This is a genomic window from Nocardiopsis gilva YIM 90087 (assembly GCF_002263495.1).
In the GTDB taxonomy this organism is placed as follows: Bacteria; Actinomycetota; Actinomycetes; order Streptosporangiales; family Streptosporangiaceae; genus Nocardiopsis_C; species Nocardiopsis_C gilva.
In genome coordinates this window covers 2,092,079-2,111,208 of record NZ_CP022753.1, presented here as the reverse complement: position 1 = coordinate 2,111,208, position 19,130 = coordinate 2,092,079, and the positions used below count along the sequence as shown (strand labels likewise).

The 19,130-nt window shown below is 69.5% G+C and carries 15 protein-coding genes, 1 tRNA gene and 1 riboswitch; of the genes, 8 read left to right on the top strand and 8 right to left on the bottom strand.

Annotated features, from left to right (window positions below; translation table 11 throughout):
- Positions 1-30: 30 nt before the first annotated feature.
- Positions 31-174: riboswitch (cobalamin riboswitch) on the bottom strand.
- Positions 175-310: 136 nt separating this feature from the next.
- From CDO52_RS09765 to CDO52_RS09745, 5 genes are all read left to right on the top strand, one after another.
- On the top strand, positions 311-862 hold the full coding sequence (locus CDO52_RS09765; protein WP_017617630.1) for a hypothetical protein: 552 nt from the start codon (positions 311-313) through the stop codon (positions 860-862).
- Positions 863-1,203: 341 nt separating this feature from the next.
- Positions 1,204-1,860 (top strand): ABC transporter permease, encoded by a 657-nt coding sequence (locus CDO52_RS09760; RefSeq protein ID WP_017617629.1) that lies wholly within the window; start codon positions 1,204-1,206, stop codon positions 1,858-1,860.
- The gene (locus tag CDO52_RS09755) at positions 1,853-3,172 is read left to right on the top strand and encodes an ABC transporter ATP-binding protein (RefSeq protein ID WP_094932335.1); all 1,320 of its coding nucleotides are present in this window, start codon (positions 1,853-1,855) and stop codon (positions 3,170-3,172) included. Before CDO52_RS09760 ends, CDO52_RS09755 begins: the two co-directional genes overlap by 8 nt.
- Entirely contained in the window at positions 3,169-3,984 is an 816-nt protein-coding gene (locus CDO52_RS09750) for an ABC transporter permease (protein WP_094932334.1), read from the top strand. The genes CDO52_RS09755 and CDO52_RS09750 overlap by 4 nt, the downstream gene beginning before the upstream one ends.
- A complete protein-coding gene (locus CDO52_RS09745; RefSeq protein WP_017617626.1) occupies positions 3,985-4,965 on the top strand; it encodes a glycine betaine ABC transporter substrate-binding protein in 981 nt (326 codons plus the stop codon).
- A gap of 107 nt (positions 4,966-5,072) precedes the next feature.
- Here the strand turns inward: CDO52_RS09745 and CDO52_RS09740 are convergent, their stop codons facing one another.
- The 3 genes from CDO52_RS09740 to CDO52_RS09730 form a co-directional block, all read right to left on the bottom strand.
- Complete coding sequence (locus CDO52_RS09740) at positions 5,073-5,579, bottom strand: hypothetical protein (protein WP_157745512.1); 507 nt, start codon at positions 5,577-5,579, stop codon at positions 5,073-5,075.
- A gap of 274 nt (positions 5,580-5,853) precedes the next feature.
- Positions 5,854-7,428, bottom strand: coding sequence for a cobyric acid synthase (locus CDO52_RS09735; RefSeq protein ID WP_017617624.1), 1,575 nt, complete (start codon positions 7,426-7,428; stop codon positions 5,854-5,856).
- A 1-nt stretch (position 7,429) separates the two neighbouring features.
- Positions 7,430-8,452: a cobalamin biosynthesis protein gene (locus CDO52_RS09730; RefSeq protein WP_198345841.1), complete on the bottom strand. Its 1,023-nt coding sequence runs from the start codon at positions 8,450-8,452 to the stop codon at positions 7,430-7,432.
- Between the two features lie 637 nt (positions 8,453-9,089).
- Here CDO52_RS09730 and CDO52_RS09725 point away from each other — a divergent pair.
- From CDO52_RS09725 to CDO52_RS09715, 3 genes are all read left to right on the top strand, one after another.
- Positions 9,090-9,162 (top strand) — tRNA-Arg (locus CDO52_RS09725).
- An 887-nt stretch (positions 9,163-10,049) separates the two neighbouring features.
- Positions 10,050-11,663: a BCCT family transporter gene (locus CDO52_RS09720; RefSeq protein WP_017617621.1), complete on the top strand. Its 1,614-nt coding sequence runs from the start codon at positions 10,050-10,052 to the stop codon at positions 11,661-11,663.
- 30 nt (positions 11,664-11,693) lie between these two features.
- Positions 11,694-12,161, top strand: coding sequence for an Hsp20/alpha crystallin family protein (locus tag CDO52_RS09715; protein ID WP_017617620.1), 468 nt, complete (start codon positions 11,694-11,696; stop codon positions 12,159-12,161).
- Positions 12,162-12,380: 219 nt separating this feature from the next.
- On the opposite strand, the gene CDO52_RS09710 is transcribed toward CDO52_RS09715, so the two are convergent.
- The 5 genes from CDO52_RS09710 to truB form a co-directional block, all read right to left on the bottom strand.
- Positions 12,381-13,715 carry a M16 family metallopeptidase gene (locus tag CDO52_RS09710; protein WP_017617619.1) on the bottom strand — a complete coding sequence of 445 codons (1,335 nt, stop codon included), beginning with the start codon at positions 13,713-13,715 and terminating at the stop codon, positions 12,381-12,383.
- A 109-nt stretch (positions 13,716-13,824) separates the two neighbouring features.
- Entirely contained in the window at positions 13,825-16,131 is a 2,307-nt protein-coding gene (locus CDO52_RS09705; RefSeq protein ID WP_017617618.1) for a polyribonucleotide nucleotidyltransferase, read from the bottom strand.
- A gap of 401 nt (positions 16,132-16,532) precedes the next feature.
- Positions 16,533-16,802, bottom strand: a complete 270-nt coding sequence (gene rpsO, locus CDO52_RS09700) for a 30S ribosomal protein S15 (RefSeq protein WP_017617617.1) — start codon at positions 16,800-16,802, stop codon at positions 16,533-16,535.
- A gap of 233 nt (positions 16,803-17,035) precedes the next feature.
- Complete coding sequence (locus tag CDO52_RS09695; RefSeq protein ID WP_094932332.1) at positions 17,036-18,010, bottom strand: bifunctional riboflavin kinase/FAD synthetase; 975 nt, start codon at positions 18,008-18,010, stop codon at positions 17,036-17,038.
- A gap of 139 nt (positions 18,011-18,149) precedes the next feature.
- Entirely contained in the window at positions 18,150-19,043 is an 894-nt protein-coding gene (truB, locus tag CDO52_RS09690; protein WP_017617615.1) for a tRNA pseudouridine(55) synthase TruB, read from the bottom strand.
- Positions 19,044-19,130: the final 87 nt, after the last annotated feature.

The window sequence follows — 19,130 nt, the reverse complement described above, 5'->3', positions numbered from 1 at the left end:
CCCGTGACCGAACAGATGCGTGTCGGCGCGCAGTCTCCTGGCTCCCAGATCGCCGCTCCCCGCTGCCTTCCCACCGCGTTCGCACCCGCGAGCCGCCGCGGCAGTGGCGTGTGTGGGCGGGTTCACTCCCTGGTCACAGTGGCGGGACCGCCCCGGATTCGCACCGGGTTCCTGCGCACCGCCGTCGCCCATCCTCGCAGAAGAGCGCGGTGTGCCCGCAGGGGACCACCGCGCCCCCGTCCGCTGATCGCCGGAACGCCTGCCACTCCGGGGTTTCAGGGCCGTCACTCCGTAAGAAAGAATCGCGGGCATGACCCACGATCCCTACCCCTCGCCCGGCCCGAGCGACCCGTTCGGACAGCAGCGGCCCGATACCCCGTTCGAACAGCCCCATCCGGGCGGCGCACCGTATCCGTCGGGCGCGCAGCCACATCCGGGCGAGGTGTCCCCCTATGGCGGAACGCCGCAGACCGGAGGGTGGCAGGGCCCGTCGGAGGTCTCCGGTGCCGATAATGTGCCGCTCACCACGATCGGGGACATCACCGTCACCCGCACCGAGGTGATCACCCCCTCGGGACGTTTTCCGATCAAGGGCAGCATGTGGAACGTCAACGACATGACACAGCAGCACGAGACCATTCCGCCGGTGGCGATCGTGCTGGCCATCCTGTTCTTCGTCTTCTGTCTCCTCGGGCTCTTGTTTCTCCTCATGAAAGAGCGCAGGATTACTGGGAGCATTCAGGTGACCGTGCAGGGACACGGGATCGTGCATTCGACGCTCATCCCTGCCCGCGATCCGTCGACGATGATGCAGGTGGTGCAGCACGTCAATTACGCCCGTTCGCTGGCGGCCATGCCGTGAGGACGTATGAGAACGCGGACAACGGCCGTGGATAGGAACGCGAGAGTGGGTCGCCCTGTGAGCCTGCCCTGACACAACGTGTGACCGAGACGTGAAAAGCGCCCCGCCGACCACCGAAAATGGACAGAAGAACGCAGGTCAGAGCGGATTTCTCGGACAAACGGAACGCCGCGCCGCAATCCGACGTCAAGCGTCGCGGCGTTGCGGTTCAATTCTGATCCGACAACAGAACGATCACCTTATTCGTCTCGACGCGTACTCCGGATTCACGCGGCTACGTTGCCCCTCATGACCGATTCCGCTCAAGGCGTGTGCTCCCCTGCTCGGGAGGCGCTCGCATCGTGACCGACTTCTTGGCGTACGTCGACCGGCATTCCGACACGATCGTGATGCAGGCGACCCAGCACGCCAGCCTGATCGCGCAGTGCATTCTGATCGCGGCCGTCCTGGGGGTGGGGATCGGCGTGCTGGCATTCCGGAACGAGACGGCCGCCGCGCTGACCACCGGCACCACCAGCATCATCTTCACCATCCCCTCGCTGGCCATGCTCGGCCTGCTGATCACGCCCCTCGGACTGGGCGTGGCGCCGACGGTGACGGCGATCGTGCTCTACTCGCTGCTGCCCATCCTGCGCAACACGATCTCCGGACTGAACGGCGTCGACCCGGCACTGGTGGACGCCGCGCACGGCATCGGCATGAGCCGCACCCGCGCCCTGTTCCGGGTCCAGCTCCCGCTGGCCTGGCCCGCGATCCTGGCCGGGCTGCGCGTGTCCACCCAGCTCGCGATGGGCATCGGCGCCATCGCCGCCTTCGTCAACGGGCCCGGTCTGGGCCAGCTGATCTTCAGCGCCCAGGGCCGCCTCGGCACGGTCAACGCGCCGAACATGGCGCTGGCGGGCACGCTGGGCATCGTCGTGCTGGCGCTGCTGTTCGACCTCATCTTCGTCCTGATCGGCAAGTTGACCACCTCACGAGGAATTCGAATCCATGCCTGAGAGCACCACCGCCCCGCGAACGCCGGCCGACCCCGCCGCGAGCGGTGACCGTGCCGGGGGCGTCCCCATCCGCCTCATCGAGGTGACGAAGCGGTTCGGCGCCTCCGCGGAGACCGCCGTCGACAATCTGACCATGACGATCCCGGCCGGAGAGATCGTCGTCCTGCTCGGCCCCTCCGGGTGCGGCAAGACCACCACGATGCGGATGATCAACCGGCTGATCGAGCCGACGACGGGCCGCATCATGATCGGTGACAGCGACGCCAAGGCGCAGCGCCCCGACGAGCTGCGCCGCCACATCGGCTACGTCATCCAGCAGGCCGGGTTGTTCCCGCACATGACCGTGGCGCAGAACATCGCGCAGGTGCCGATGATGCTCGGCTGGGCCAAGCAGCGCATCACCGAGCGCGTGGACGAGCTGCTCAACCTCGTGGGGCTGGACCCGGCCGAGTACCGCACGCGCTACCCGCGCCAGCTGTCGGGCGGGCAGCAGCAGCGTGTCGGTGTGGCGCGGGCCCTGGCCGCCGACCCGCAGGTGCTGCTGATGGACGAGCCGTTCGGTGCGCTCGACCCGATCACCCGGGAGAACCTGCAGGACGAGCTGCTCCGGTTGCAGCGGGAGCTGTCCAAGACCATCGTCTTCGTCACCCACGACGTCGACGAGGCGCTCAAGCTCGGCGACCGCATCGCCATCCTGGACACCGGATCCACGATCGTCCAGTACGCGCCGGCCGAGGAGATCCTGACCAACCCGGCCAACGCGTATGTGGAGCAGTTCGTCGGCGGGGAGAGCTCCATGCGGCTGCTGAAGCTCACTCCGGTCGCGAGCATCACGCCGGAGAACGTCGTGCGGGCGCGGCTGGAGGACAGCATCTCCGACGTCCGGCACCGGCTCACCGAGAGCGCGGCCGACCGGGCGATCGTGCTCGACGAGCTGGACCGCCCGCTGCGCTGGACCGGCCCCGCCGAACTGGCGACCGCTTCGGGCACCATCGCCGACCTGATCAGCGCGGACGACGACCGGCTCAGTACCGTCGTGCCCGCTGACGCCACGCTGCGCGAGGCGATGGAGGCCCTGCTCAACTGTCCCGAGGACATCGTTCCGATCGTCGACGGGAGCCGTGCCTACACCGGCGCCGTCACCCTGGCGGCCGTGCAGCACCACGTCTCCGACCTCTACGAGCGGCAGAAGGAGCTGCGCCGCCAGCGCCTGGCCGCGGGCAAGTCGCCGGTGTCGCTGGCCGCCGAACCGGAGGACGAGGAGGAGCAGGCGGCTCCCGAGGAGGCCGTCGGGGCGGGTGAGGTCGCATGACCGCGCCTCCCAACGCCTCCACCGCCCCCGACGACGCCGACCGCGCCACGGAGCGCGTGGAGACGGCGGCCTCACCGCTGGGCAGCGGGTGGCGGCTCTTCCTCGCACCCGCCGTGATCCTGCTGCTCGCCGCCGCGGCGCTGTTCTACACCTGGCTCGGCGACGTCGGGGGGTACTTCGACAACACCGAGCTGCGCTCGCTCAACCTGGACAACATCGCCCGCCGCACCTCCGAGCACCTGCAGCTCGCCGCGGTCTCCACGGTGATCGTCCTGCTCATCGCGGTCCCCATGGGAATCGTCGTCAGCCGGGACAAGATGCGCTGGTCGACCCCGATCGTGCTGGGCATCGCCAACATCGGGCAGTCGGCACCGCCCATCGGCGTACTCGTGCTGCTCGCCATCGGCGTCGGCATCGGCTTCTGGCCGGCCGTCATCGGGCTGGTCATCTACGCCGTCCTGCCCGCGCTGCGCAACACCATGGTCGGCCTGCAGCAGGTGGACCCCGCGCTGATCGACGCCGCCCGCGGCATCGGCATGCCGGCGTGGCGGGTGCTGTTCAAAGTGGAGCTCCCCCTCGCGCTTCCGCTCATCCTCGCCGGGATCCGCACCACGCTGGTGCTCCTCGTCGGCATGGTGGGCCTGGCGATCTTCATGAACGCCGGCGGCCTGGGGCAGCTCGTCGTCGCCGGTAACAGCACCAGCCGCGACGCCACCCTGTTCATCGGATCGCTGCTGATCGCACTGCTGGCCCTCCTCGTCGACTGGATCGCCGGAATGGTCAACCGACTCGTTCAACCGAAGGGACTCTAGATGCGCAACCGCACGACCGGCCTCGCCGCCGCAACCCTCGGGCTGGCACTGCTGGCCACCGGATGCGGACTGGAATCCGGCGGCGGAGGCAGCAGTCTCGACGTGGAGGCCGGTTCCATCCCGACGTTCGAGGAGCTGGAGGGGCAGACCATCAAGGTCGGCTCCAAGGAGCTCACCGAGCAGCTCATTCTCGGCCAGATCGCCGTCCAGGCGCTGTCCGCCGCCGGGGCCGACGTCCAGGACGAGACCAACATCGCCGGCAGCGAGAACGCGCGCCGCGCCATGCTCAACGGCGACATCGACCTGATGTGGGAGTACACCGGCACGGCGTGGCTGATCTATGAGGGCCAGGAAGAGGTCATCAAGGACCCGCGCAAGCAGTACGAGGCGATCCGCGACCGCGACCTCGAAGAGAACGACATGGTGTGGCTCGACCCGCCGGCCCCGATGAACAACACCTACGCGCTCGTGGTCACCCCGGAGACCGCCGAGAAGTACGACCTCGAGGGGATCTCCGACTTCCTCGAGATCCCCGAGGACGAGCGCTCGCTGTGCGTCGACACCGAGTACCACGACCGCTCCGACGGCCTCGCCCAGACGCGCGAGGACTACGGGATCTCCACCAAGGACCTCCCCAACGACGACGTGCAGACCATGGACTCGGGCGTGGTGTACACCTCCGTGTCCGAGGGCAAGTGCGCGGTCGGGTCCGCCTACTCCACCGACGGCCGGATCAAGGCGCTGGGCCTGAAGATGCTGGAGGACGACAAGAACGTCTTCCCGATCTACAACCCGGCGATCACCGTCAAGAAGGACTTCAACGAGAAGTACCCGATGCTGGAGGAGATCTTCGGCCCCATCGCGGAGAAGCTCGACACCGAGACGGTGACGGAGCTCAACGCCCAGGCCGACCAGGAGGGTGACGACCCCGCCACCGTGGCCCGGGAGTGGCTGACCAAGGAGGGCTTCCTCAAGGAGTAGCGGACGCCAACGCGGACGGCACGGCCCGCGACCACGGGCCGCACGGGGTGCCCGCGCGAGTCGGATGACGCTGAGGGTTACCGACGACGCGCGGGCACCCCGCTGTGTCAGCCGACCGCCCCGACCGGTTCGTCCCGCCGCTCGGCCACGCTCTCCGACGCCGACGTGCCCGGCTCCGACGGTGCGTGGGCGCTCTCGCCGCGCCCGGCATCTGCCTCCGGCGCGGTGAGGCGGTCGGTGAGCAGCTCGCGCACGTACGACGCGATCGGGCGTTCACCCGCCGCCGCGCCGAGGGCGGCGAACTCCTCGGTGCTGAACGCGACGGTGAGGCGGCGCATGCCGTCGGGCGAGCGCCGGGACAGCCCCAGCATCCGCCGGTGCAGCCCCTCCAGCGCCTCGGGCGGGACCGGGCCGTAGGACGCCTCCAGCTGGGAGAGCCACGCGCGCAGCTCGCTCCAGCGGGCATAGCGCCCGGCCAGAACGTAGAGGTAGGACTCGACATCCCGATGCCCGGCCGCCCGCTGCAGCTCGGCGTGGGTCACCGGGTCCAGGACAAGGACGACGCGGCGGGCCGCCCCGGCCATGGTGGGGGCGACGGGGTCAGGGGTGGACATGCTCACCTGCATACCTCCGAGGTGTGAATCGGCGCCCCCGGCGGCGCGGCCGGGGGCCGGTGAGCGGTCGTCGACACGGTGGGGGACCGTCGTCCTCCGGACGTCCTCCGGGCATCGCACGCGCCGCGCCGCCGACCGGCGGGCCGCGCCCCCTGAATTCCACGTGACCGCGATCTTCTCAGAAGCCACGCTAACCCGAACGCGTGCCCGGCCGCCTCGGTTATCCACAAGCCCTGCGGCGCCGGCCTCTCCGTTGATCTCGGGGATATCGCCCTTATACCAGCGAGTATTCGGTCGATATCCCCGAGATCAACGGAGAGGGACGCCCGCCGGGGGGGATCACCGGCAACCCCTCCGGGGCGCCCGACTCGAGCAGGCGCCAGACGGCGTCGGTGTCCATGTGCTGTTCGACGAGGTCGCCGAGGGCGTCCAGGCGCGCGGTGCGCTCGGCGGCGAAGTCCGTGTCGGGGGCGGGGACGAAGTCGCGCCCGGCCACCGCGGCGACGTCGGCCAGGAAGGCGCGGCGGAAGGCGTCGTTCTCCAGGGCACCGTGCCAGGTCGTGCCGAACACCGGCCCCCTGCGGCAGCCGTCGAGGAAGGGCACGGGGGTGCCATCGGCGCGGTCCCAGTCCACCGTGGTCCGGCCGTGGTGGATCTCGTAGGCCTCGACCCGCTGCCCGTAGGCCGTGCCCTCGGGGCGGCCCAGGGTCTTCTCCTGCGCGAAGTGGACGGTCGTCGGGAGCAGGCCGAGCCCGGGCACCCGCCCCGCACCGGATTCCACGTCGTCGTGGATCTCCTCGGCCAGCATCTGGTACCCGCCGCAGATGCCGAGGACCGGCCCGCCGCGTTCGGCGTGGTCGGCCACGGCCTCGTGCAGCCCCCGCTCCCGCAGCCACGCCAGGTCGCCGACGGTGGCGCGGCTGCCCGGCAGGATCACCAGGTCGGCGTCGCCGAGTTCGTGGGGCGAGGTCACGAAGCGCACATCGACGCCGGGTTCCACGGTCAGCGCGTCGATGTCGGTGAAGTTGCTGATCCGCGGGGTGCGGACGACGGCCGCGCGCAGCGTCCGCCGCCCCACCGGGGCGCGCATCGGCCCGCGGTCGACGCTCAGGGCGAGGGAGTCCTCCACGTCCAGCCACAGTCCGTCGAGCCACGGCAGGACCCCGTGCACGGGGCGCCCGGTCAGGTCGCTGATCATCCGCAGGCCGGGGTCCAGGAGCTCGGGCGCGCCACGGAACTTGTTGATCACGAACCCGGCGATCAGCGCCTGGTCGGCGGGTTCCAGCAGGGCGAGCGTTCCGTGCAGCGCGGCGAACACGCCGCCCCGGTCGATGTCGCCGACGACGAGCACCGGGAGGCGGGCCGCGCGGGCCAGCCCCATGTTGGCGATGTCGCCGGAGCGCAGGTTGATCTCCGCGGGGCTCCCCGCACCCTCGCAGATCACCACCTCGTAGCGGGAGCGGAGCTCCTCCAGGCTGCGCGCCGCGACGTCGCGCAGGCGGTCCTTGTAGCTCCGGTAGTTCATCGCGTCGGCCTCACCGATGGGGCGGCCCTGCACGACGACCTGGCTGGTCCGGTCGCCGCCCGGCTTGAGCAGCACCGGGTTCATCAGCGCGCTGGGTTCGATGCCGCAGGCGGCGGCCTGCATGGCCTGGGCGCGGCCGATCTCGGCGCCGTCGGGTGTCACCACCGAGTTGAGCGACATGTTCTGCGCCTTGAACGGGGCGACCTTCACACCCTGGCGGGCGAGCCAGCGGCACAGTCCCGCCGCGATGACGCTTTTTCCGGCGTCGGAGGTGGTTCCGGCAACGAGCAGCGCCGCGGCGGCGCCGGAGGGGGTCCGGGTCACATCAGGCCTTTCGCTGAGGGGCCCGCGCCGTGGGCCCGGGGCCGTGCTTGTGTCCATCAGTCGGTCGGAAGGGAGGCGGGGGTGAGGGGAGCGCCGCCAGCAGGGCGGCGGTGAGAGCGGAGGCGCCGTTGACAGCGCGGGCGAGCCGCACAGCGCGGCGGATGTCGTGGACCTCCGGGTGGCGGCCCGTTCCGAGCTCGGGGCGGTGTTCGACCCTGCCCCGGTAGCTGTTGGTCCCGCCCAGGCGCAGGTCCAGTGCTCCGGCGAAGGCCGCCTCGCAGTGCCCGGCGTTGGGGCTGGGGTGGCACCGCCCGTAGCGCGCGCGGATCCGCAGTGTGCGCCGGGCATCCCCGGAGACGAGCGGAGCGGCGGCGGCCGCCAGGAGGGCGGTCAGCCGGGCGGGCGCCCAGTTGGCGACGTCGTCGAGGCGGGCGGAGGCCCAGCCGAACCGCTCATAGCGCTCCGAGCGGTGCCCGACCATGGCGTCGAGGGTGTTGACCGCCCGGTAGCCGAGGAGTCCGGGGAGACCGAGCAGTCCGCCCCACAGCAGGGGGGCGACGACGGCGTCGGAGGTGTTCTCCGCGACCGACTCCACGGTCGCCCGGGCGATCCCCTTCTCGTCGAGGGACTCCGGGTCGCGTCCGCACAGGTGAGGCAAGCGCCGGCGGGCGGCGTCGACGTCGCCCGCCTCCAGCGCGTCGGCGATCCGCTCGGCCTCACGCCCGAGCATGTCCCCGCCGACGACCGCCCAGGTGACGCCGGCGGTGAGAGCGGCGCGCAGGGCGGGGTTCCGCACCCGTTCGCCCAGCACGCCCAGCGCGACCACGGGACCGACAGCGAGCGCGGTGAAGGCAGCGCCCCGCGCCCGGGACGGCCGGTACACGCGCCGTTCGAGCCGGGAGGCGGCCTCTCCGAAGAGGGCGACGGGGTGCCCCCGCCGCGGGTCGGGCACGACGCGGTCCAGAGCGGCGCCGAGGAGGAGACCGAGCCCTCGGGGGCGGGCATGTCGGTGCGCGGTTGTCACGAGGTCCACCGTAGTGCCGCCGGGCACCAGGCTTTTACGGTTGCCCAATGAAACGATAATCCCGCTTTGTGACCATCCGTAATTAATCGTCTACCATGGGCGCACCCCCTCCTCAATCGAGGCGCCCGGACCGACTCGGGTGCCCGGCGAATAAGGAGGGACCAGCCGTGTACACCATCGCGATGATCGCGACGTTCCTGATGGACGCGGGTGGCTGGTGGGTGTTCTAGGACACGCCCGCTCGCAGCCGTGGGGCCGTCCTGGCAGGACGGCCCCACGATCGAACCGAACTGAGTTCGCGAAACGCGACGGTCGCTCACCTCTCCGGGGGTTAATCGCGGGTAACGTGGCTTGGGACGCCGATAGCAACCGGTTTGGTGGAACCCGCGTGGTAACGAGACGCAACTACGAATCTCTGTAGTTGTTATTATTTTGCCCAGCGATAGGCGACATCACCCGAATGCCCTAGAATGTCTCCCCGAAGCTTCGGGGGTCCCCCACATCACGGTGGAGGACCGCACCGACCGCAGGTCGCAGCCACCGGCGCTTCACCCCGCCCGCCCCGGCGCTGAACCCTCTGCGAAACCGCAGGTCACAGTGGTGCCAGTGCGCACATGCGGGGACACAACTGAATCGAGCACCCGTAGCTCAGTGGATAGAGCACCGGACTTCTAATCCGACGGCCGCAGGTTCGAATCCTGCCGGGTGCGCTCCCCCTGACCAGCCCAAAGGGCCCTCGACCAGCGGTTTGCCGCCGAGGGTCCTTCGCATGCGCGCGACGTCGCGCGGCCGCTCTGGCCGACTGTGGCCACGTGCGCCGCCCACGTATCACCGTCGCCCCTGGGGTGTGCCCGAGACGCCGACGGCGCGCACGACGTATGCGGCGGGTTCCGCGGCGGCCGGTGCCACGGTGCGCCCCGACCGACAGCCGGAGATGTCGGCCACGGGAGCGACACGCGCGTCGATGGCCTGTTAACCCAAGCCACCTGCACGGGCGTGGCCACGTCCTCTAGGGAACGGCCGAGATCAGCTCAATTGGGCGGACGCGGAGAAATCTCGTCGGCCCCGGCACGCCAATCTCCGATCATTACGCTCCGCCTCGAATCCAATCCGCACCGTGCCGAACTCGCGCGCGCTCCGCGCCCCGCCAAAGCGTGGCCACCGACCGGGGAGCGAGCGCGACCGTGGTTTCCGCTGATCCTCGGCCATGCCGCTGAGCTGCCGGTTCACACCCGCATAGCGACCAAGGGCGACATCACATGCACATCTGGTTCGCAATGCATGAGCCAACAACAAATATGCCCACACTCGGATTAATTTACGATAACCAACCGCCGATGATAAGTGTGATGAGGGCGGTCCAGTATTAGGATCTTCTTCTGAAGGCAGACTGCGAATAGCGGAAACGAATTCGTTATCCGGCACGGATGGGAGGCCTGGGCCGAAGGCGGCCGAACCGGGCGCGATGTCCGGCGGCGTGGATGCGCGCGGCCCTGGACGCTCTGCATCGGCCCAGGACACCCGGTGACCGGTACACGAGGTTGGAGTCGTCATCAATCGCTTGAAGTCATACATCCAGGAGCACACAAACCCACCGGTGTTCTTCATCTCCGGTGCTGTCGTCCTCATCTTCCTCGCCGTCGGTGTGGCGATTCCGGAGCAGTTTGGTGAGGCCGCGACGAACACCCGCAATTGGATCGGGGAGAACTTCGGCTGGTTCTACGTCCTCTCCACGACGTTCTTCTTGATCCTCGCCGTCGCGCTGATGCTGGGCCGGTACGGCAACATCCGGCTGGGCCCGGACTCCTCGCGACCGGAGTTCAGCACGTTCGCATGGTTCGCGATGTTGTTCACCGCCGGTATGGGCATCGGCCTGGTGTTCTTCGGCGTCGCCGAGCCCGCCTACCACCTGGCGAGCGACTACGTCCGCACCACCACAGGGGACCCGGCCGCCGGAGCGATGCAGTTCACCCTGTTCCACTGGGGCTTCCATCCCTGGGCCGTCTACATCATCCTCGGCCTGTCCCTGGGCTACTTCTGCTTCCGCAAGGGCCTGCCCATGCGCCCCGCGTCGGCGCTGTACCCGCTGATCGGCAACCGGATCTACGGCTGGATCGGCAACCTGATCGACATCCTGGCCGTCTTCGGCACGCTGTTCGGCCTGGCGACCTCGCTGGGTCTGGGCACGATGCAGGTCAACACCGGCCTGTCCGAGGCCATCGGCATCCCCAACACCAGCCTGGTGCAGTCGCTCATCATCGTCCTGATCACCTCGGTCGCGGTGGTCAGTGTGGTCGCCGGTATCGACAAGGGCATCCGCCGACTGTCGGTTATCAACCTGTGGCTGGCGGCCGCGCTGCTGCTCTTCATGTTCCTGATCGGGCCGAAGCTGTGGATGCTCAGCATGATGTTCACCGGCGCGGGCGACTACATGCAGAACCTCGTGCAGATGAGCCTCAACTTCGTGACCCCGCAGGGCAATGCGGCGGCCGCGGAGTTCGCCAACACCTGGACCATCTTCTACTGGGGCTGGTGGATCTCCTGGTCGCCGTTTGTCGGGATGTTCCTCGCCCGCATCTCCTACGGCCGTACGATCCGGCAGTTCGTCTCCGGTACGCTGCTGGCCCCCGTCGGGGTCAGCGTCGTGTGGTTCGGCGTCTTCGGCGGCACCGGCATCTTCTACGACATGTTCCGGTTCGAAGAGGGCGGGAAGATCAGCGACCTCGCCTCGGCCGAAGCCACATTCCACCTGATCAAGGCCTTCCCGTTGCCGACGGCCATCCTGTCCCTGCTCATCCTGATGACCGTGACCGTCGTGACGGTCTTCTTCATCACCTCGTCCGACTCCGGTTCACTGGTCGTGGACATGCTGACCAACGGCGGCGACCCGCACCCGGTGCGCGTCCAGCGGATCTTCTGGGCCACGATGGAGGGTGTCATCACCATCGTGCTGCTGCTCATCGGCGGTGCCGCCGCCCTGGAGGCCCTCCAAGCTGCGGCCGTGTCCACGGGACTGCCCTTCGCGGTCGTGCTGGTCATCATCGCGTTCAGCCTGCTCAAGGCGCTGCGCTCGGAAGACCCGATCTCGATGATGCCGGAGGGCTTCCGGCCGCCGTCCACCCCGTCTGGGCCCGACACCCGAGCGGCCAAGGAAGGAGAGCGGGTGCACGTGACCGCCCCCGGCGACCTCGACAAGTCCACGAACGAGTAGGCACCGACGAGCAGTGAAGGGAGGAATGTGATGGCGCCGCAGAAGAAGAGCCGAGGCAACCCGTTCCGCGGGGTGCTCGACATGATGAGCGAGATGAACCGCATCTCCGACACGATGTCCAACCTGGAGAGCGGGACCTCGCAACCGCGGGGGTACTCCGACGCGTGGAGTCCCGCGACCGATATCTTCGCTCGCGGATCGGACCTGTTCATCCGCTGTGAGCTGCCCGGGGTGAACCTGGACGACGTCGAGGTGTCGTTCTCGCACGGCTACCTGACCATCGCCGGTGAGCGCAAGCGCGACGACGATGATGTGGTCTACTACGCCTCCGAGCGCTTCCTCGGCACGTTCCGCCGGGAGATCACCCTGCCCGAGGGGGTCAAGGAGGCCGACATCTCGGCCCGGTTCGACGACGGGCTGCTGGAGGTCAAGGTCGCCAACGCGGCCGACGCCGACGGACCGCGGCAGATCACGATCCAGAGCCGGAAGCGCCGCTAGGCCCCGAGCCCGCGCGACGCGCGAGGGCCCGGACGGTTCCGACGATCCGTCCGGGCCCTCCTCGTTCCAGCAGGGCACGCTCCGGCTACCTCGTTCGCGCGCCACCCCTCCGTTGATCTCGGGGATATCGACCGAATTCCTGCGCCTATTCGGTCGATATCCCCGAGATCAACGGAGGGAAAGGGGCGGAGACCGGCATCGTGCGTGAAAGTCCAGGCGCTAGAAGACCCGCCCCTCCTCGTACGGGCCGATGACCGCGAGGGCCTGGGGGCGCTTGAGGAGGTCCGCGGCGACGGCCGCCACGTCGTCGAGCGTGACCGCGTCGAACGCCGCCAGGTCGTCGTCGAGCGAGACGTGCCGCCGGTACCCGAGCTCGTGCCCGGTCAGCCGCGCCATGCGGGCCTCGGTGCCCTCCGTGGCCAGCACCCACGTGCCCTTCAGCTGCCCCTTGGCGCGGGCCAGCTCCTCCTCGGTGATCCCGGACGCCGCGACGTTCGCCAGCTCCTCCCGGCAGACGCCCAGCACCTCGTCGATCTTCTCCGGCAGGCAGCCCGCGTACACCTGGAACAGCCCGGTGTCGGCGTAGGCGCTGTGGTACGAGTGCACGGCGTAGGCCAGACCGCGCCGCTCCCGCACCTCCTGGAACAGCCGCGACGACATACCCCCGCCCAGCGCGGCGCTCAGCACGCGCAGCGCGTACCGGCGCTCATCGGTCCGGGGCATACCCTCGCAGCCGAGGAGGAGGTGGGCCTGCTCGGTCTCGCGCGACAGCAGCGCCGTCCCCGGCGTCACCTCCACCGGCGCGCCCCCGACACGCGGCCCGGCCGGACGGTCCTCCCCGGCGGCCGCCAGACGCTCGGAGAACGCGGTACGGACCGCCGCCACGACCTCGTCATGGTCGAGGTTCCCCGCGGCCGACACGATCAGCTCAGCGGGCCGGTAGGCCTCCCGGTACTGCTCCAGGATGCGCTCGCGCGGCAGCGCCCCGATCGTGTCGTTGGTGCCCAGGATGGGGCGGCCCAGCGGGGACCCGGCGTACACGTGCGCGGCGAAGACATCGTCGACCAGGTCGCCCGGCTCGTCCTCGTACATCGCGATCTCTTCGAGGATGACCCCCCGCTCGGTCTCCACCTCACCGGGGTCGAGCACCGAGTTGGCCACCATGTCCGACACGACGTCGATGGCCAGTGGCAGGTCCCGGTCCAGGACCTTGGCGTGGTAGGTCGTCTGCTCCTTGGTCGTGTAGGCGTTGTGGTCGGCGCCGACACTGTCGAGCAGCGCCGAGATCCGCATCGCGTCGCGCCGCTCGGTGCCCTTGAACAGCAGGTGTTCGAGGAAGTGCGCGGCCCCGGCGTGCGCGTCGTCCTCGTCGCGGGATCCGGTCGTCGCGGAGATGCCGAATGCGGCCGACCGCACGGCCGGCATCGCCTCGGTCAGGACGCGCAACCCGCCGGGCAGCACCGTGCGCCGCACCAGGCCCGAGCCGTCGCCCGGCTCCAGCAGGGTGATGGTGCTCCCGAGGTCCTGCTCGGCTGCGATGGGGGCAGAGCTCATGCTTCCTTCTTCGCGTCGTTGGTGGCGATGTGTCAGAGACGGGTGGGCCAATGCGACGGGGCGGCCGCACCCTGTGGTGCGGCCGCCCCGGTCATGCGTTGGTCACGGATCAGGTGTTCTCGCTGCGGGCACCGCGGGTGCGGCGGCGACGGCGCGGCGCGCCGCCCTCACCCTCGGACTCGCTCTTCTCCGACTCGGCGTCCTTGGCCTCCGCGGCGTCGGCACTGTCACCGGCGGCTTCGGCCTCCACGACCTCCACGGGGATCAGCGACAGCTTGCCGCGGTCGTCGATCTCGCGGATCTCCACCTGGATCTTCTCGCCGATGCTGATGACATCGTCGAGGTTCTCGATGCGCTTGCCGCCGTGCAGCTTGCGGATCTGGGAGATGTGCAGCAGGCCGTCCTTGCCCGGGAGCAGGGAGACGAACGCGCCGAACGCGGTGGTCTTGACGACCGTACCGAGGTAGCGGTCGCCGACCTCCGGCATCGTCGGGTTGGCGATGCTGTTGACCGTGTCGCGCGCGGCCTCGGCCGACGGGCCGTCGACGGCGCCGATGTAGATGGTGCCGTCGTCCTCGATCGTGATGTCGGCGCCGGTGTCCTCCTGGATCGAGTTGATCATCTTGCCCTTCGGGCCGATGACCTCGCCGATCTTGTCCACCGGGATCTTGACGGTGAGGATGCGCGGCGCGTGCGGGCTCATCTCGGCCGGGCGGTTGATGGCCTCCTGCATGACGTCCAGGATCGCCAGCCGCGCGCCGCGGGCCTGCTGCAGCGCCTTGGCCAGCTGCTCGGCGGGGATGCCGTCGAGCTTGGTGTCGAGCTGCAGCGCGGTGATGAGCTCGCGGGTACCGGCGACCTTGAAGTCCATGTCGCCGAACGCGTCCTCGGCGCCGAGGATGTCGGTCAGCGTGACGAACTCGTCGCCCTCGCTGATCAGGCCCATGGCGATACCGGACACCATCTCCTTGAGCGGGACGCCCGCCGCCATCAGCGACATGGTGGAGGCGCAGACCGAGCCCATGGAGGTGGAGCCGTTGGAACCGACGGCCTCCGACACCTGCCGGATGGCGTACGGGAACTCCTCACGGGACGGCAGAACGGGCAGCAGCGCCCGCTCGGCCAGCGCGCCGTGGCCGATCTCGCGACGCTTGGGCGAACCCACGCGACCGGTCTCACCGGTGGAGTACGGCGGGAAGTTGTAGTTGTGCATGTAGCGCTTGGTCCGCTCGGGGTTGAGCGTGTCGACCGTCTGCTCCATGCGCAGCATGTTCAGCGTGCTGACACCCAGGATCTGGGTCTCACCGCGCTCGAACAGCGCCGAGCCGTGCGCCCGCGGGACCACGCCGATCTCGGCGCTCAGCGGACGGATGTCCTTGGGGCCGCGGCCGTCGATGCGGACACTGTCGCGCAGCACGCGCTCACGCATGAGCTGCTTGGTCAGCGAGCGGAAGGCCGCGCCGACCTCCTTCTCCCGCCCCTCGAAGTCCTCGACGAGCTTCTCCCCGGCCAGCGCCTTGACGCGGTCGAGTTCGGTCTCGCGCTCCTGCTTGTCGGCGATGGTCAGCGCCTGGGCCAGCTGCTCGCGGACCGCGCTGTCGACGGCGGCGTAGACGTCGTCCTCGTAGTCGAGGAAGATCGGGAACTCGGCGCCGGCCTCGGCCGCCGGAACCTGGTCGGCCAGCGCCTGCTGGGCCCGGCACAGTACCTTGATGAACGGCTTGGCGGCCTCAAGCCCCTCGGCGACCGTCTGCTCGTTGGGGCCGACGGCACCGTCGGCGACGAGCTTCAGGGTCTGCACCGTGGACTCGGCCTCGACCATCATGATCGCGACGTCGCCGTCGTCGAGCACGCGGCCCGCCACCACCATGTCGAAGGTGGCGTTCGCCAGCTCGGTGTGGGTCGGGAACGCGACCCACTGGCCCTCGATCAGCGCCACGCGGACGCCGCCGATCGGGCCGGAGAACGGCAGCCCCCCGAGCTGGGTGGACATCGACGCGGCGTTGATGGCGACGACGTCGTAGAGGTGGTCCGGGTGAAGCGACATGATCGTCTCGACGACCTGGATCTCGTTGCGCAGGCCGTGCTTGAACGACGGGCGCAGCGGCCGGTCGATCAGGCGGCAGGTGAGGACGGCGTCCTCGGACGGACGGCCCTCACGCCGGAAGAACGAGCCGGGGATGCGGCCCGCGGCGTACATGCGCTCCTCGACGTCCACCGTCAGCGGGAAGAAGTCGAGGTTCTCCTTGGGCCGCTTCGAAGCCGTGGTGGCCGACAGGACCATGGTCTCGTCGTCGAGGTAGGCGACGGCGGAGCCGGCGGCCTGACGAGCGAGACGCCCCGTCTCGAAGCGGATGGTACGGGTGCCGAAGCGGCCGTTGTCGATAACGGCTTCGGCGGAATACGCGCCCTCCATGGGCGACCTCCTGTTAACACGATTGTTCTCAGAGGTCCCGCGTCCGCACCCCGAAGAGTGTGGTGATCGTCGTCGAGATGACGTCTCAGCCGGTCGGCGCATGTATGCGCGGAGGGCCCTGACGACCGGTCATCGATCGAAGCCCTCGGCGCGCCTCCGCTGGGGGGCGAGCCGAAGACCACTACCGAGGACCGGCCTCGACGCGGCAGTCGAGGATGAGGACCGCGGGAACACTTCACTGCGATGGAGTTGTCACGTGTGGATGCGACAGAAGCCGCGGCGGCCGGACACATTCACACAGCCACCAATGCGGACGATACTCGCTGGCCACAATGGCGGGTGCCACATCCACACACTACTAAGAAAGGGAGCGGCCGAGGCCACTCCCTCACGTCACCTGCCTAGCGGCGCAAGCCGAGGCGCTCGATGAGCTTCCGGTAACGGTTGATGTCCTTCTTGGCGATGTACTTGAGAAGGCGGCGACGGCGGCCGACCATCAGCAGCAGGCCGCGGCGGCTGTGGTGGTCGTGCTTGTGCGTCTTCAGGTGCTCGGTGAGCTCGGTGATGCGGTGCGTCAGCAGCGCGACCTGGACATCGGGCGAGCCGGTGTCGCCCTCGCCGGTGCCGTACTCGGCGACGATCTTTTCCTTGGTGGCGGTGTCGATCGACACGTCGCTCCTTCTTCTTGTTCCTCAGTACGCGGGCATGGGAATGCTCCGCACGTAGCGGGCGGAGCGCAGCCGCGGTGACCGCGCGTACGAGCAGTCACCGTCAGTGGAGGATCGAGGACCCGGCCCGGGGAGAACCCACGGGACGGTGATCGGCGCTGCCCGCCCACGCAACGGCGGCGGGCACGATCTCGATCCTCGCGTTTACTCGTCGAAGTCTACCGCAAACTGCGAGGTCACCCGACATCCGACGGATCGCCGTCGGCGCCGGCCATCAGTGCTCGGGCCTGGTCGACGTCGCGGCACATCGCCTCGATCAGCTCGTCGACGCTGTCGAAGCGCAGCTGACCGCGGATGTGGTGGACGAACTCGATGGCCATGGGCTCGCCGTAGAGGTCGAGGTCGTCGCGGTCCAGCGCGTAGGCCTCCACGGTGCGCGGGCTGCCCTCGAAGGTGGGGTTGGTCCCCACGGAGATCGCCGCCGGCCAGCACGACTCCGCGTGCTCGCCCGGCGCGGTCCGCAGCAGCCACCCGGCGTAGACACCGTCGGCCGGGATCGCGGTGTGCTCCGGGCAGTCGAGGTTGGCCGTGGGAAATCCGAGCAGCTCCCGCCCGCGCGCCGCGCCGTGCACGATCCGGCCCTCGACCCGGTGCGGACGTCCCAGTTCGACCCGGGCCTCGGCGACGTCGCCCTCGTCGAGGTAGCGGCGGATCAGTGTCGAGGTGATGGTGTCGGCGTCGGCCACCAGCCGCACGCCCTCGGTGGTGAAGTCGTACTTCTCGCCGAGCCTCCGCAGCACGTCCACGTCGCCGGCGGCCTTGTGCCCGAACCGGAAGTTCTCCCCCACGACCACCGCCGCCGTGTGCAGCCGGTCCACCAGGACGTGCTGCACGAACTCCTCGGCGGAGAGCTGAGACAGCTCCACGGTGAACGGCAGCACGCACACCGCGTCGGCCCCGTGCTCGGCCAGCAGCTCGGCCTTGCGTTCGGACGAGGTGAGCACGGCCGGGTGCGGCAGGCCGCGCACGACCGAGTCGGGGTGCGGTTCGAAGGTGACGACCACGACCGGCAGGTCGAGCCGTTTCGCCTGGTCGACCGCTGTGCGCAGGATGGTCTGGTGGCCGCGGTGCACACCGTCGAACACCCCGATGGTCACAACGGACCGGACCCAGTCCCGGGGTATCTCCTCCAGTCCGCCCCAACGCCGCACGTCAAACAGCTCCCCTCAGCCACATGTCCGCCGGATTGTCGGCGAAAAGTCCCGGACCAACGGTACCGTTCCCGCCGCCACGGCGATCACCATAGGCGCGGCCGTGGCGCCGCAGGGCGGGGCGGGCCACGGCGCCCAATCAGCTTCCCGCGGGTTCGAACACGACGATGGGCTTGCTGTAGCGGGCGGTGTCCTCGGCCAGGGCGACCACGGTTCCGTCCGGCGCGAACAGGCCGATCGGCCCGGACCCCAGCTCGCCCGGGGCGATGCGGTTGCCGTGCGCGATCTTGCGGGTCTCCGCGTCGTTGAGGACACGGACCGGGAACGCGGCCGCCACCGCTTGGGCGAGCGGCAGCGCGGTGAACTCCTCGGCCAGCTGGTCCAGGGTGCGGGCCTGGGAGAGGTCGTAGGGGCCCACCCGCGTGCGGCGCAGCGCAGTGAGGTGGCCGCCCACCCCGAGCGCGTCCCCCAGGTCGCGGGCTAGGGCGCGGATGTAGGTGCCGCTGGAGCAGGTGATGCGGGCGTCGATGTCGATCAGCGTGCCCTCGGCGTCGGCCACGCGCCGGATGTCGCCGATGGCGAACTCCGACACGGTCACCGGACGCGCCTTGAGCTCGACCGCCTCCCCGGCGCGCGCCGACTTGTAAGCCCGCTTGCCGTTCACCTTGATCGCGCTGACCTGCGGCGGGACCTGCTCGATGGCCCCGGTCAACGCGGCGGCACCGGCACGGATGCGCTCGTCGTCGACCTGCGCCGCGTCCACCCGCGGGCCGAGCTCTCCCTCGGCGTCATCCGTGGTGGTGGCCAGGCCCAGCCGGAGGGTGGCCTCGTAGACCTTCTCCGTCAGGGCGAGGTGGCCGAGCAGCTTGGTGCCCTTCTCGATCCCGAGGACCAGCACACCGGTGGCCATGGGGTCGAGCGTTCCGGCGTGGCCGACCTTCCGGGTCTTGGCGAGCCGCCGCACCCGCGCGACGACGTCGTGCGACGTCCAGTCGGCGGGCTTGTCGACGATGACGACGCCACTGTCTGCCATGTGAAGCTGGTCCCTCGTGTCCTGGATGGGTCTGGATGAGTGGGGAAACGACGACGCACCGGGCGCCGATGGGCGCCCGGTGCGATC

What these genes read in the sequence shown, in the direction of transcription:
- CDO52_RS09765 (WP_017617630.1), top strand. Translation starts at nt 311, where the DNA reads ATGACCCACGATCCCTACCCCTCGCCCGGCCCGAGCGACCCGTTCGGA.
- CDO52_RS09755 (WP_094932335.1), top strand. Translation starts at nt 1,853, where the DNA reads ATGCCTGAGAGCACCACCGCCCCGCGAACGCCGGCCGACCCCGCCGCG.
- CDO52_RS09750 (WP_094932334.1), top strand. Translation starts at nt 3,169, where the DNA reads ATGACCGCGCCTCCCAACGCCTCCACCGCCCCCGACGACGCCGACCGC.
- CDO52_RS09745 (WP_017617626.1), top strand. Translation starts at nt 3,985, where the DNA reads ATGCGCAACCGCACGACCGGCCTCGCCGCCGCAACCCTCGGGCTGGCA.
- CDO52_RS09740 (WP_157745512.1), bottom strand. Translation starts at nt 5,579, where the DNA reads ATGTCCACCCCTGACCCCGTCGCCCCCACCATGGCCGGGGCGGCCCGC.
- CDO52_RS09715 (WP_017617620.1), top strand. Translation starts at nt 11,694, where the DNA reads ATGGCGCCGCAGAAGAAGAGCCGAGGCAACCCGTTCCGCGGGGTGCTC.
- CDO52_RS09710 (WP_017617619.1), bottom strand. Translation starts at nt 13,715, where the DNA reads ATGAGCTCTGCCCCCATCGCAGCCGAGCAGGACCTCGGGAGCACCATC.
- CDO52_RS09705 (WP_017617618.1), bottom strand. Translation starts at nt 16,131, where the DNA reads ATGGAGGGCGCGTATTCCGCCGAAGCCGTTATCGACAACGGCCGCTTC.
- truB (WP_017617615.1), bottom strand. Translation starts at nt 19,043, where the DNA reads ATGGCAGACAGTGGCGTCGTCATCGTCGACAAGCCCGCCGACTGGACG.